The following is a 13511-nucleotide window of genomic DNA, read 5'->3' on the forward strand; positions in this document are numbered from 1 at the left end:
CCGTTTGGGCGCCAGTGACGTACCCTTTATCTATTCGTTATAAATCCTGTGGGCTCGCACCCGGGTTTTAGCGCCAAGAATCACTGACCTACAGACGTACTCGAGTTCTCCAGCTCGCTGTATTTGTTGTTGGAGGACCACCAGCTTGAACGCCTACTTCTCGTCCATGCCTGCACCGTCGGCGACACCGGAGAACCGGTAGCGTGGCCGGCTTCGATTGGAGCCTCGAGTCCGCCCGTGGCCAGGAGGCCCGTGACCAGCAGGCCAGCGATCGGGACTCCCGCGGCACGAACGCGACCGAGCCCGCAGCCCCCTCACGCCGAGCGCTGAGGGAGCAGGAGACGGCGGCATCCGCGTCCCGGGTTCGCAGCCGGAAGGCTCCCCGAGCGCTCAAGGAACCGCGAGCCCGCGCTCCGAAGACGCGTGCTCCGAAGACCGGTGCCCCGAAGACCCGAGCCCCGAAAAGGACTTCGCCTCGCGTCGTGGCGCTGCGACCGAGTGTCCCTCACGCGTCGGCGGTCCGCACGACGCCGGTTCGGCCGCCGATGAGCAGCCCGGTCCCCCGCCGCGGGCAGCTCCTGCGGAAGTTCATCACCATCAGCGCCATGTTCGGTGCCGGCGCACTTCTCGTCGCGACCTCCCTTCCGGCCGTTGCCCTGCAGATGAACTCCGCCAGTGCCCTGACGCCCGAGCTTCCCACGACATCGAACTCCCAGGTGCAGAGCCTCGTCGTGGACGGCGCAGCCGCGGATGCCGCCCCCACCCGCGACCCGTACACCGTGGTCAACACCATCCAGCAGGCCCGAATGAAGTTCGGACTGCAGAACTTCTCGTACACGAACGACACGAACGGCACGATCCAGTGGCCATTCCCGTCGCCGGTTCCGATCAGCTCCGGATTCGGCGCGCGCGTCTCCCCGTGCGGAGGCTGTTCCTCGTTCCATGAGGGTGTGGACTTCATTCCCGGAGCGGGAACCCCGATCGGTGCGATAGCGGATGGCACCGTCACCTACGCCGCGTATGACGGCAATTTCGGCTACCACGTGATCATCGACCACAACATCAACGGCCAGAAGGTGCAGAGCCTCTACGCCCACATGCTCGCCGGTTCCATCAAGGTGGTGGTGGGCCAACAGGTCACTGTGACCCAGGAACTCGGCCAGGTCGGCAGCACCGGGCACTCCACGGGAGCGCACATGCACCTCGAAGTGCATCTGGACGGCACCCCGGTGGATCCCTTCGCCTGGCTGAAGGCGAACGCGAACTGACGTTCGCCCCCGCTTGCGGGACTGGCCTTCTTGGCCGCCTTTGGCTACTCTTAACGAATTCGTTACTTTCGTATACACATTGTGATGCTTAGCAAGCGAAGCATCCGTGAGGCCGTGCCAGTCCAGTGGTGCCGCGCATCGCCGCAAGGAGCAGCCGTCATGTCACCATCGTTCACTGGGATCTCCAGCGTGTGTGGGAACGATCTCCCTGTCCACCTATCGGGACTCGTGTGAGCGGCGAGCTCGGATTGCCGCCCGCGCGATCACGTCGCGAGCTGGCGGAGCGTCGATCCTCCCATCCCCGAAAGAGTGCGCGTCGTGTTCGCGCGCTGTCATCGGCGGTACGCCCGGCGGCACCCCTCCGCCGCAATGCGGTGCGGCGGGTGCTGCGCAAGTTGATGACCGTCGGGGCGATGGCGGGAGCCGCCGCTCTGCTCATCTCCACCTCCCTTCCGGCAAGCGCCTTCCTTCCCGCCTCCTCCGGATCCAGTGCGGCGGCGACCACAGCATCCCTCAGCGCGGCCGTGCCCGCCGAGGCCCTTTCGGTGCAGAACATGCGGGTGGATGACGCGGCCGCGGTTGCGGCGCCCACCAGGGATGCGTACACCGTCGTCTCTCTCGTGCAACAGATCGCCACCAAGTACGCGGCGGCCGCGCGCAGCACCGCGTACACCAACGACCCGAACGGCACGATCCAGTGGCCGTTCCCGGTACCGGTGCCGATCACTTATGGATTCGGTCCAAGATCCGTGCCCGGATGCGGATTCTGCTCCACCTTCCACGAGGGTGTCGACTTCACACCCGGCGCGGGCGTCGCCATCCAGGCCATCGCCGATGGAGTGGTGAGCAAGGTCGAGTTCGACGGCGGCGGGCTCGGCAACAACGTGACCATCGACCACAACATCAACGGCCAGAAGGTACAGAGCGTCTACGGGCACATGCTCACCGGTTCGGTGCGGGTGGTGGTCGGCCAGATGGTCAAGGTGACGGATGAGGTCGGCCAGGTCGGCAGCACCGGCGCCTCGACCGGTGCCCACCTCCACCTCGAGATCCACCTCAACAACACGCCGGTAGACCCCTTCGCGTGGCTCAAGGCCAACGCGAACTGACCCGCTGGTGGTCGAGGAGGTCGCGCAGCGACCGTATCGAGACCGGCGCGCGCAGCGACCGTATCGAGACCTACGCGCGAAGCCAGACCGCGGTGTCACCCGGCAGCGATCGTCCATCGAAGCCTTCCGAGGCCACGATGATCTCACCGGCGGGCAGCTCGACCGGCTCGGTACCTGTGTTGGCGATCACGGTGACAGACCCGTTACGGAACGCGACGACGGCATCCGGGTAGCCCGTGAGCCATTCCACATGGCCTAGTCCGAGGTCCGTGACGGACCGCTCGGCCAGAAGGCTGCGGTAGAGCTCGAGAGTCGAGCCGGGGACGCCCCGCTGGGAGTCCCGGGCATAGGGGGCCCAGTCCGCCGGTTGCGGGAGCCAGCTCTTGCCGCTGTTGCCGAAGCCGTAGGAGGGCGCGTCAGCCTCCCAGGGGATCGGCACGCGGCATCCATCTCGGCCGTAGCGTTCGCCGTCGGTGCGGAACCAGGTGGGGTCCTGGCGCGCCTCGTCGGGAAGGTCGATGACCTCGGGCAGCCCGAGCTCCTCGCCCTGGTAGAGGTAGGCGCTGCCGGGCAGAGCGAGCATGAGCGTCGTCGCGGCGCGCGCGCGTCGAAGTCCGAGGGAGCGCAACGGCTGGCCGGGGGATCGTGGTCCGATGCCGTGGCCCTGCGGGTTCTCGGCGGTCACGGCGAGGCGTGAGGCGTGACGCACGACGTCGTGGTTCGAGAGCACCCAGGTGCTCGGAGCGCCGACGCCGGTGAACGCGGCGAGCGAGGCGTTGATGATCGCCCGCATCGTCGGGCCGCTCCACGGGGTCTCTAGGTAAGAGAAGTTGAAGGCCTGCTGCATCTCGTCGGGTCGCACCCAGCGCGCGAGCTTGGTCAACGGCTCCACCCAGGCTTCGGCGCAGAGAACCCGGTCGCCCTCGTATTCCTCGAGCACGGAGTGCCAGTCGCGGTAGATCTCGTGCACGCCGTCCTGGGCCCAATAGGGCGGAGTGACTTCGTTGTCGAGATTCGCGTCGATCTGAGGCTCGAGACCCAGGGTGCCGCTGCCTCCCATGCTGCCGCCATCAGCCGGAGCCGTGTAGTCGGGCAGGCCGGCGGCCTTGATCAGGCCGTGTGCGACATCCACCCGGAAACCGTCGACGCCGCGGTCGAGCCAGAAGCGCAGGATGTCGCGGAACTGTTCGCGCACCCAGGGGTTCTGCCAGTTGAGGTCGGGTTGCGAGGAATCGAAGATGTGAAGGTACCACTGGCCGGGAGTGCCGTCGGGGTTGGTGAGTCGGCTCCAGGCGGAGCCGCCGAACACGGAGTCCCAGTTGTTGGGCGGTAGTTCGCCGTTAGGGCCCTTGCCCTCACGGAACATGTAGCGGTCGCGCTCTGGGCTCCCCTCGGGCGCGGCCAAGGCCTGCTGGAACCAGATGTGCTGATCAGACGAGTGGTTGGGCACGAGGTCAACGATGAGTTTGAGGCCGAGTTCGTGAACCCGCTTCTCGAGTGCCGCGAAGTCGGCGAGGGTGCCGAAAATCGGGTCGACGTCGCAATAGTCGGCGACGTCGTATCCGGCGTCCTTCTGCGGCGAGGTGTAGAACGGCGAGAGCCAGACGGCGTCCACCCCGAGCTCCACCAGCGCCGGAAGCCGTTCGGTGATGCCGATGAGGTCGCCGAGGCCGTCGTCGCCCATGCCGTCGGCGAAGGACCGCGGGTAGATCTGGTAGATGACGGCGGAGCGCCACCATTCGTTTCCGGAGGCGCTGGAGACGGTAACGGTCTCGGTCGAGGGCGCGAAGGATCCCTGCAGAATGTCGAGGCTCATGCGAAAACCATAGGGCATTCGGGGGCTCGGGATGGAAGCGGTTGCATCGCCGAGCGCTGTGGGCAGTCGCGTGACCTGCCTTTCCGGCAGGTCTGAAAGCGTTTGCAGGTGTGATGAGAAGCATTCGAGAAAGTCCCGGATATTGGGGCCGGGAAGCCATGATCCGCCCGGAAATACCTTCAATTGCTGGAAAAAGTGCCATGGGGCGCTCCTGTTGCGGATGCCGCGCCACCTTGCTATACATGTAACCGCTTGCACAAAGCGCCCGGGAGAACGTCCTCTCGCCACTGCGCGGAGGGGTGCGTCTCCCACTCTCACAGAAGAAAGGCACACCAATGAAGGTGACCAAACGATCCTGGCTGGGTATCGCCACACTCACGATCGCAGCTCTCGCGGCCACATCGCTGGCCGGCTGCTCGTCCTCCACCAGCGGGAATGATCTGTCCAAGAGCGGGGCGAGCACTCTCACCCTGTGGGTCGACACCCAGCGTGCCCCCGCGCTCAAGACGGTTGCGGCACAATTCAAGAAGGACACCGGAGTCACGGTGAAACTCGTCGTGAAGGACTTCGCCACGGTCGACCAGGACTTCATCAGCCAGGTTCCCACCGGCAAGGGCCCTGACATGATCGTCAGCCCGCACGACAAGCTCGGCGCGTACGTCAAGAACGGAGTCGTCGCCCCGCTGGAGCTGGGTGACAAGTCCGGCGATTTCGCCAAGGTCGCCATCCAGGCGGTCACCTACGATGGCACCGTCTATGGGCTGCCGTACTCGATCGAGAACGTGGCGCTTCTGCGCAACACCGCTCTCGCCCCCACCGCTGCCAAGACCTTCGACGAGGTGATCGCCAACGGCAAGGCGGCGATGGCCGCAAACGCGTCGACGGTCAAGTACCCGTTCCTGCTCGGGCTCGACCCGAAGCAGGGTGACCCGTACCACATGTACCCATTCCAGACCTCGTTCGGGTCTTCGGTCTTCGCCCAGAACGCCGATGGCACCTACGACCCGTCCAAGCTCACGCTCGGCGACGCGGCCGGGCTGAAGTTCGCCTCCGCCATCAAGGAGTGGGGTGCTGCCGGCATCCTCAACCCCAACATCACCGGCGATATCGCGATCGACGCCTTCAAAAAGGGCGAGTCGGCGTACTACCTGACCGGCCCATGGAACGTCCCGGCCATCAAGGAGGCGGGAATCAAGTACGCGATTGACGCCCTCCCCTCGGCCGGCGGCCAGACCGCAAAGCCGTTCCTCGGTGTCAACGCCTTCTTCATCAGCTCGAAGAGCAAGAACAAGATCGCGGCGACCAAGTTCCTGGTCGACTACCTCGGCTCGAACGCTGTCCAGGAGGAGTTGTACAAGGTGGGCGGCCGTCCGCCGGCCCTCACGAGCGCCTACGAGGCGGTCTCGAAGACTGATGCAGACGTCAAGTCCTTCGGCAGCATCGGCCTCGATGGCGTCCCCATGCCTGCCATCCCGGAGATGGCTTCGGTCTGGGCGGACTGGGGAGCCGCCGAACTGCAGCTCACGAAGGGTGACGGAGATCCGGCAACCGTGTGGACCACCGCGGCCACGAACGTCGCAGCGAAGATCAAGGGCTAGAACCCGAGTCATCGCAACTTTCCACTCTTGTCGCGATTGTGCCCTGTCGAAAGGGCACAATCGCGACACCGGGGCAAGGACTCCACCCAGACGCACGGGCGTCGGTTCGGAGCCTGCGCCCCTTGGCCACCGGTCACGGCGGCCCATCCGACTTGAGCCCACGGTCTTGTGACCACGGGCGGCTCAGTAATTCGAGCCTCCAGATTTCGCAGCACCGAGGAGCACCCACACCATGGCCGCACAGGGCAAGGACCGAGCGACGACGCTCGAGCCGAAGACGAGCAGGACCTCTGGCGTTCCGGCTGCGGATCGTCCAAGGAGCGAGACGGCTAGCCTGCTGGTGAAGATCGCCCTGCTCGGACTCCTCGACGCCCTCGCGGTCTACGCGGTGTTCATCCTCGTCGGACTGCACCAGTGGGTGCCCGTTGTCGTCACGGTGCTCATCACGGGCCTGATCAACTGGATCTACCTCGGCACGGGCAGGCGACTGCCGGCCAAGTACCTCACTCCCGGCGTGATCTTCCTCGTGGTGTTCCAAGTCTTCGTGGTGCTCTTCAGCGGCTACATCGCGTTCACGAACTACAGCGATGGCCATAACAGCACCAAGGAGGATGCCGTCAACAGCATCATCCAGGTCGCCGAGAAGCGGGTTGCCGATTCGCCGGCTTACAAGCTCAGCGTGCTCGAGAGCGGAGGCGCCTACTCCTTCCTCGTGACCGACCCGAAGGGCGTGGTCACGGTCGGCTCGGCCGACCAGCCGCTGAAACCGGCCCCCGATGCGAATGTCGATTCGACCGGCAAGGTGGTGGGGCTCGACGGTTACACCACCCTCACGCTGTCCCAGATCCTCGCCGATCAGGCCGCCATCACCGCGGTGCGGGTGCCGCTCTCCGACAACCCCAGCGCCGGAGCGCTGCGAACCGACGACGCGAATGCGGCCTATGTCTACCGGTCCAACCTGAGCTACGACGCGAAGGCCGACACCTTCACCAGCTCCGACGGGGTGGTCTATGTCAACTCCGGCAAGGGATCCTTCGCGACTCCCGACGGATCCAAGACGCTCAGCCCCGGGTGGAAGGTCGACGTGGGCATCGCCAATTTCGTGAAGGCGTTCACCAACGAGCAGATCAGTGGACCGCTCTGGAGGGTGATCGTCTGGACCTTCGCTTTTGCGATCCTCTCGGTGCTGGCGACGTTCGCTCTCGGTCTCTTTCTCGCGATCGTGCTCAATCATCCGACCCTTCGCGGCAAGAAGATCTACCGGGTGTTGGTGATTCTGCCCTACGCCTTCCCCGCGTTCCTCTCCGGGCTCGTGTGGGCCGGCCTGCTGAATCCGCAATTCGGCTTCATCAACCAGGTGCTGTTCGGCGGGGCGGACATCCCCTGGCTGACCGAACCCTGGCTCGCGCGGTTCAGTGTGATCCTGGTGAACCTCTGGCTGGGCTACCCCTACATGTTTCTGGTCTGCACGGGGGCCCTGCAGTCGCTGCCCGAGGAGCTCGACGAGGCGGCCCGGGTGGACGGGGCGAGTCCGTGGCGGGTGTTCCGTTCGATCAAGCTGCCCCTGCTGCTGGTGTCGGTGGCGCCACTGCTCATCGCGTCGTTCGCGTTCAACTTCAACAACTTCAACGTGATCTACATGCTCACGCGAGGGTGGCCGCGCTTCACCGACACGACATTCGATATCGGATCGACCGACCTGCTGATCACCATGGTCTACAAAGTCGCCTTCGGTCAGGGCGGCGCGCGCGACTACGGGCTCGCGAGCGCCCTGTCGATCCTGATCTTCCTGCTCGTCGCCGTGGTCTCGATCATTGCGTTCCGTCGCACCAAGGCACTCGAGGAGATCAACTGAGATGGCTGTTATCGACCCCGGCGTCACCGTTCCGACACCCGTGAGCGCCGCCACCGCGAGGCCTTCTCGGCGCCCGTTCAACTTCGGCCGATGGTTCCGCGATACCGGCTGGCGTCACCTCGTGGCGGTTGTCATGGTGATCTTCGCGGTGTTCCCGCTGCTCTACGTGCTGAGCGCCTCGTTCAACCCCGGTGGCTCGCTCGTCGGCTCGAACGCGCTCTTCACCCGGATCGACCTGCAGAACTACGTGAAGCTGTTCACCAATCCCGACCAGCCCTTCGCCCTGTGGTTTCTCAACACCATCGTGATCGGCACGGTCACCTCCATCTGCACGGTCTTCCTCGGGGCGCTCGCGGCGTATGCCTTCTCGAGGATGCGTTTCCGGGGGCGCCGCGCCGGGCTGCTCTCCCTCATGCTGATTCAGATGTTCCCGCAGTACCTCGCCGTCGTGGCGATCTTCCTGCTGCTGTCCGCCATCTCGGACGTATTCCCCATCCTCGGCCTCGGTAGCCAACTCGGCTTGATCCTCGTCTACCTCGGCGGCGCCCTCGGCGTGAACACCTACCTGATGTACGGGTTCTTCAGTACGGTTCCGGTGTCGATCGACGAGGCCGCGAAACTGGATGGCGCGAGTCACGTGCAGATCTTCTTCACCATCATCCTGAGGCTCGTCGCGCCCATTCTCGCGGTGGTCGGGCTGCTCTCGTTCATCGCCACGACGGGCGAGTACGTGATCGCGAGCATCGTTCTCACCGACCCCAACACCCAGACTCTCGCCGTCGGCCTCTACTCGTTCGTCTCGCAGGCGTTCTCCAATAACTGGAGCATCTTCGCTGCCGGAGCCGTGCTCGCGGCCATTCCGGTGATGGCGGTGTTCCTCGCGCTGCAGAAATACATAGTCGGCGGTCTGACCGCCGGATCGGTGAAGTAGGAGAAGGCGTTCAGTCCACGAGCCGCTCAGCAGTATTCTCGAGAAATGTCGACCCCACTCGCCCTGACGCCGCATCACGACGGATCAGCACTCTACGTCTCCACGGCGGCGCCGGCGCTCGGCGACCACGTGCGTGTGCGCATCCGCATCCCCGAGGGCTTCGGACCGGTCATCGCCGTGCACACCCGGTCCAATCCCGACCACGAGCCGCGGTTCGCCGTGGCTTCGCCCGTTGCGGATGTCGACGGGTGGGAGTGGTGGGAGGCAAAGATCGAGAACCCGGTGCACGGCCATCGCTATGTCGAGGCTCATCCGAAAACCCTATTGCATCGCCTGTCGCCCTAAATCGCGGAGCCGCTGGCCGCCCGCCGGAGTAGCGGAGAGCGTACTGTCTGCAGACGTGAACTCTTTGCCCCTCTGGTTGCTGGTGCTGATCTTCGTCGCGGGAGCCGCCGTCATCTGGGTGGCGGGCATCCAACTGTCCAAGACGACGGATGTCCTGGATAAGCGGCTGCACCTCGGCAGTGCGCTCGGCGGGCTGATCGTTCTCGCGGTCGCCACCAATCTCCCCGAGATCGCCATCACCGTCAGCGCCGCACTATCCGGGAATATCGAGATCGCGACGGGTAACATCCTGGGCGGCATCGCGATTCAAACAGTCGTGCTGGCGATCCTCGATCTCTTCGGGCGGCGCGGAAAGGGAGTGCGGCCGCTGACCTACCGGGCCGCCTCCCTGACACTGGTGCTCGAAGCGGTCATCGTCGTCGCGGTACTGTCTGTCGTCGTCGCGGGCAGCCAGCTTCCCGCTGGGCTCGTGTTCGCCCGGGTCACCCCGGACGTGCTCGTCATCGCCGCCCTCTGGATCGTCGGCCTGATGCTGGTGCAACGCTCCGGCTCACACCTGCCCTGGCATGACGACGGGTCGGCACCGGACTCGTCTCCGCATCCCCGCGGACATCGACGCCACACGCCGGACAAGAAGATGAGTGTCACGAAAGCCGCGATCGTGTTCGCGGTCTCTGCCTTGGCCACGCTCGTCGCGGGGGTGGTGCTCGAGCGGGCCGGGGATGCCGCGTCGTCGCAGATCGGTCTCTCGGGGGTGCTCTTCGGGGCGACAGTCCTGGCGTTGGCGACATCTCTTCCCGAGATCTCCACCGGGCTTCAGGCGGTGAAGCAGGGCGACGACAACCTTGCCATGAGCGACATCTTCGGGGGCAACGCCTTCCTGCCGGTTCTGTTCCTCGTCGCGACGATCATCTCCGGCACCTCGGTGCTGTCCCATGCCAATCCCACCGATATCTACCTCACCGCCCTCGCGGTGCTGCTCACACTGGTCTACATCGTCGGTCTGATCTTTCGACCGTCCCGACGGATCCTCGGCATGGGTGTCGACTCGCTTACCGTGGTCATCGTCTACGCCGTGGGGATCCTCGGGCTGGTCTCGATCACGAGTGGATGACCGAACTACCGTCGTAATCGGGCCGTAACGACGCTACGGTACCTTCGAGACCAGCATCGGCGGGCAATTCAGCCCTGCAGGCCATCGAAGGGTCCCCATGGGCATCGTCAACGAGCCGCACCACGACGGTTCTCCCCTGTATGTCTCCGATTCGGCACCCCAGCTCGGCGACCACGTGCGCGTGCGCATCCGCATCCCCGAGGCCTTCGGACCGGTCATCGCCGTGCACACCCGGTCCAATCCCGACCACGAGCCGCGGTTCGCCGTGGCTTCGCCCGTTGCGGATGTCGACGGGTGGGAGTGGTGGGAGGCCGAGATCGAGATCGAGAATCCGGTGCACGGCTATCGTTGGCTGCTCTCCCTCGCGGATGGCAGTTCGGTCTGGGTGAATGCCACCGGCGTCCACACCATCGAGACCCTCGATTCGGAGGATTTCCGGCTGGTGACCTACCCGGCGGCGCCGGACTGGGCCTCATCGACGGTGATGTACCAGATCTTCCCGGACCGATTCGCCCGGTCTGCAGCGGCATCCTCTCGCCAACTGCCCGACTGGGCCGTGCCGGCCGAGTGGACGGATGACGTGGTGTATGTCGGTGCGGACACTCCCCGCCAGTTCTATGGCGGCGACCTGGCGGGCATCGCCGAGCATCTCGACCATCTGGTGGCGCTCGGGGTGAACCTCATCTACCTGACGCCCGTGTTTCCGGCGCAGTCCAACCACCGCTACGACGCGCTGTCCTTTGCCGAGGTGGATCCGCTGCTCGGCGGGGACGAGGCGCTCGTCGCCCTCATCGAAGCGGCGCACCGGCGCGGACTGAGGGTGATCGGGGACCTCACCTCCAACCACAGCGGTGATGCTCACGAGTGGTTCCGGGCATCCCATCTCTCGCCGGAGGCCGCGGAGAGCGAGTTCTACTACTGGCTCGATGAGCAGCAGGAGCGTTACGTGTCGTGGCTCGGAGTGCCGAGCCTCCCAAAGTTCAACTGGAACTCGGCCGAGCTGCGCCGACGTTTCATCGACGGCCCCGAGTCTGTCGTAGCAAAGTGGCTCGGCGCGCCCTACAACCTCGACGGCTGGCGCATCGACGTCTCCAACATGACCGGACGCTATCTCGATCAGGACCTCAACCTGGAGGTGCGTCGCACGATCCGTCGCACGATGGTCGCCACCAAGACGGACACGATCCTGCTCGGGGAGTCGACCAACGACGCTGCGAGCGACTTTCCCGGGGACGCCTGGCACGGTGCGATGACGTACGCCAACTTCACCCGGCCGGTGTGGGGCTGGCTCTCCCAGCCCGGCAGTCTCGCGCCCGGCGGCATCGGCATGGCGCTCGGCACGATCCCCGGCTACAGCGGGATCGACGTGCATGCGGCGCATATCCGCTTCACCGCAGCGTTCCCGTGGCGCGTGAGGCTCCACAACATGAACGCGCTCGACACCCATGACACCCCGCGATTCCTCACCCACGCCCGCCCGGGCACCGTGCCTGTCGCGTTCGGTCTCTCGGTGACGTTGCCGGGCATCCCCGTCGTCTTCGCCGGCGACGAGTTCGGACTCACCGGCACGGATGGCGAGCATTCCCGTACTCCGATGCCCTGGGGAACCGAGGCGGCGGCTGCCGACACCATCTCCCTCTATTCGCGCCTGATCCACCTTCGGACCTCGCATCCGGCGTTGAACGGTGGCGGCATCCGCTGGTTGTATGCCGGCAGCGAGGTGCTGGTCTTCGTACGGGAGTCAGCCGAAGAGAGCGTGCTCGTCGTGGCGGCCCGGGATGACTTCGACGTCACCCTTCCGGCGCACGCGGTGGCCGGCCTGCCGGTGACACTCTTCGGCCGGATGGGTGCGGTGCAGACCCCAGAGGGCCTCCGGCTGAGCGGATCCGGACCGGCCTTCGGCGCATTCGAGTTGCCGGGCATCACGCTTCCCGACTTCTTCGAGCCCGGTGTGATCCTCGCCCTCGAGTAACGGCGCGGCGGGCCCCGCCGCGGATGCTATTCTCTAACGGTGCCAAAATGGCGCGTGGAAAGTCGCGCGCTGCTTTCGCCCCCTTAGCTCATTGGTAGAGCACTTCCTTGGTAAGGAAGAGGTAGTGGGTCCGATTCCCACAGGGGGCTCTCGTAACCCGTTTGTCTGGTTACGTCCCGGCGGGGTAGCTCAGGTGGTTAGAGCACACGGCTCATAATCGTGGTGTCGCGGGTTCAAGTCCCGCTCCCGCTACAGAAGCGCTGGTTGCGCAAGGGTGCAGCCGATCTGGAGTCCGGCACAGATGGTTCGATCGGCAAGCAGCCGACCGAGGTGCCATCCGAGTGTGGCCGCCGACTCAATCGAACGACGGCCACCCCGGGCGCCCCTACAGGCTGGCGAGAATGTCCTTCATCTTCTGGATCTCGCCGTCCTGGGTTGAAACGATCTTCTTCGCAAGGGCGATCGCCGCCGCATTCTCGCCGTCGGTCACCTCGGTCCCGGCCATCGTGATCGCGCCCTCATGATGGGCCGTCATGCCGGTGAGGAAGAGGCGTCCGGCCTCGGCACCGGAGGCATCCTTCAAGCCGGTCATCTCCGAGTCAGACATCATTCCGGTGTCGCCGTGATCCATGCCCGACATGCCCGTGTCCGACGCGCCCCAGGTGGTGAGCCAAGCGTTCATCGTGGCAATCTCCGGGCCTTGCGCGGCCGTGATGTCGGTGGCCAATGCTCTGATCCGGGGGTCGATCCCGGATTTTGTCAGAATCAGGTCGGACATCTCGACGGCCTGTTCATGGTGAGGCACCATCATCTGAGCGAAAGCGACGTCCTGTTCGTTGAAGGCTCCCTGGGAGGAGCGCGGAACGGATGAGGCGGAATTCCCGTCATCCATGCTGCCCATCGGCTGCGAGCTGGAGCAGGCGGCAAGAGTGAGCGTGGCGGCGAGAATGCCGGTGATGACGACGGTCGTACGAATTTTTGGCATGCGTGTTTGTCCAATCAAAGAGGGTGAGTTCGGTGCAGGGAGAGCCCGCAAACGGGCGCACGAAATCAGGTTCTGCTGATGGACAGGGCGTCGAGGTTCGGTGCTGGCAGGATGGCCGATGCGGCGGCCGCGATTGCCGGGCGAAGGAAGCTGCGCGGCCGGCGCGGAAGGCCCGCCCACTCAGTTCGTCTCGTGCCGGCAACCATCACGGCAGTGGCCAGAAGGGCGATCACGCACGCCATGGTGGTCATCACCTGGCCAGGATCACACAGGCCGGAACACCCTTGCGATCCCGCGGATGAGCCGCCGGTGGGTGCCATGGCATCGGCGTGGTGCATGGCTGGGGGCATCGCGCCCGCTGCGCCGGTGCCACCCGCGTGATCGCCCATCGATGACGAGATCGTATGCATCGCGAGAAGGCCGGCCACGACCGCGACGACCACCGTAAGAAGCAGCAGCGTCTTCCGGAGCGCGGAGGGATTGAGGATCCAGTCACAAGCTCGGATCAAACTCACCTT

11 protein-coding genes and 2 tRNA genes are annotated in these 13511 nt (G+C 65.2%); 10 read left to right on the forward strand and 3 right to left on the reverse strand.

Annotated elements, in window-relative coordinates; genetic code table 11:
• Positions 1-203 precede the first annotated feature (203 nt).
• Together VLI63_RS12980 and VLI63_RS12985 are read left to right on the forward strand one after the other, a co-directional pair.
• Positions 204-1268 (forward strand): peptidoglycan DD-metalloendopeptidase family protein, encoded by a 1065-nt coding sequence (locus VLI63_RS12980; protein WP_409157265.1) that lies wholly within the window; start codon positions 204-206, stop codon positions 1266-1268.
• Positions 1269-1498: 230 nt separating this feature from the next.
• Positions 1499-2377 (forward strand): M23 family metallopeptidase, encoded by an 879-nt coding sequence (locus VLI63_RS12985; protein WP_409157266.1) that lies wholly within the window; start codon positions 1499-1501, stop codon positions 2375-2377.
• 70 nt (positions 2378-2447) lie between these two features.
• Here VLI63_RS12985 and VLI63_RS12990 read toward each other — a convergent pair whose 3' ends face one another.
• Complete coding sequence (locus VLI63_RS12990) at positions 2448-4193, reverse strand: glycoside hydrolase family 13 protein (protein WP_409157267.1); 1746 nt, start codon at positions 4191-4193, stop codon at positions 2448-2450.
• 335 nt (positions 4194-4528) lie between these two features.
• Here VLI63_RS12990 and VLI63_RS12995 point away from each other — a divergent pair, with 335 nt between their 5' ends.
• From VLI63_RS12995 to VLI63_RS13030, 8 genes are all read left to right on the forward strand, one after another.
• On the forward strand, positions 4529-5791 hold the full coding sequence (locus tag VLI63_RS12995; RefSeq protein ID WP_409157268.1) for an extracellular solute-binding protein: 1263 nt from the start codon (positions 4529-4531) through the stop codon (positions 5789-5791).
• 232 nt (positions 5792-6023) lie between these two features.
• The gene (locus tag VLI63_RS13000; protein ID WP_409157269.1) at positions 6024-7646 is read left to right on the forward strand and encodes an ABC transporter permease subunit; all 1623 of its coding nucleotides are present in this window, start codon (positions 6024-6026) and stop codon (positions 7644-7646) included.
• A 1-nt stretch (position 7647) separates the two neighbouring features.
• Entirely contained in the window at positions 7648-8577 is a 930-nt protein-coding gene (locus VLI63_RS13005; RefSeq protein WP_409157270.1) for a sugar ABC transporter permease, read from the forward strand.
• A gap of 45 nt (positions 8578-8622) precedes the next feature.
• A complete protein-coding gene (locus tag VLI63_RS13010; protein WP_409157271.1) occupies positions 8623-8922 on the forward strand; it encodes a hypothetical protein in 300 nt (99 codons plus the stop codon).
• 55 nt (positions 8923-8977) lie between these two features.
• Positions 8978-10036, forward strand: a complete 1059-nt coding sequence (locus VLI63_RS13015) for a sodium:calcium antiporter (protein WP_409157272.1) — start codon at positions 8978-8980, stop codon at positions 10034-10036.
• Positions 10037-10133: 97 nt separating this feature from the next.
• Complete coding sequence (locus VLI63_RS13020; protein WP_409157273.1) at positions 10134-12008, forward strand: glycoside hydrolase family 13 protein; 1875 nt, start codon at positions 10134-10136, stop codon at positions 12006-12008.
• A 77-nt stretch (positions 12009-12085) separates the two neighbouring features.
• Positions 12086-12157 (forward strand) — tRNA-Thr (locus VLI63_RS13025).
• 29 nt (positions 12158-12186) lie between these two features.
• Positions 12187-12260 (forward strand) — tRNA-Met (locus VLI63_RS13030).
• A gap of 133 nt (positions 12261-12393) precedes the next feature.
• Here VLI63_RS13030 and VLI63_RS13035 read toward each other — a convergent pair.
• Both VLI63_RS13035 and VLI63_RS13040 read right to left on the reverse strand, forming a co-directional pair.
• Entirely contained in the window at positions 12394-13173 is a 780-nt protein-coding gene (locus VLI63_RS13035; RefSeq protein ID WP_409157274.1) for a DUF305 domain-containing protein, read from the reverse strand.
• Positions 13059-13508: a DUF6153 family protein gene (locus VLI63_RS13040; RefSeq protein WP_409157275.1), complete on the reverse strand. Its 450-nt coding sequence runs from the start codon at positions 13506-13508 to the stop codon at positions 13059-13061. The genes VLI63_RS13035 and VLI63_RS13040 overlap by 115 nt, the downstream gene beginning before the upstream one ends.
• Positions 13509-13511 lie beyond the last annotated feature (3 nt).

The sequence above is a fragment of the Lacisediminihabitans sp. H27-G8 genome (assembly GCF_046156175.1).
Taxonomy (GTDB): Bacteria; Actinomycetota; Actinomycetes; order Actinomycetales; family Microbacteriaceae; genus Lacisediminihabitans.

What these genes read in the sequence shown, in the direction of transcription:
- VLI63_RS12995 (WP_409157268.1), top strand. Translation starts at nt 4,529, where the DNA reads ATGAAGGTGACCAAACGATCCTGGCTGGGTATCGCCACACTCACGATC.
- VLI63_RS12990 (WP_409157267.1), bottom strand. Translation starts at nt 4,193, where the DNA reads ATGAGCCTCGACATTCTGCAGGGATCCTTCGCGCCCTCGACCGAGACC.
- VLI63_RS13000 (WP_409157269.1), top strand. Translation starts at nt 6,024, where the DNA reads ATGGCCGCACAGGGCAAGGACCGAGCGACGACGCTCGAGCCGAAGACG.
- VLI63_RS13020 (WP_409157273.1), top strand. Translation starts at nt 10,134, where the DNA reads ATGGGCATCGTCAACGAGCCGCACCACGACGGTTCTCCCCTGTATGTC.
- VLI63_RS13010 (WP_409157271.1), top strand. Translation starts at nt 8,623, where the DNA reads ATGTCGACCCCACTCGCCCTGACGCCGCATCACGACGGATCAGCACTC.
- VLI63_RS13005 (WP_409157270.1), top strand. Translation starts at nt 7,648, where the DNA reads ATGGCTGTTATCGACCCCGGCGTCACCGTTCCGACACCCGTGAGCGCC.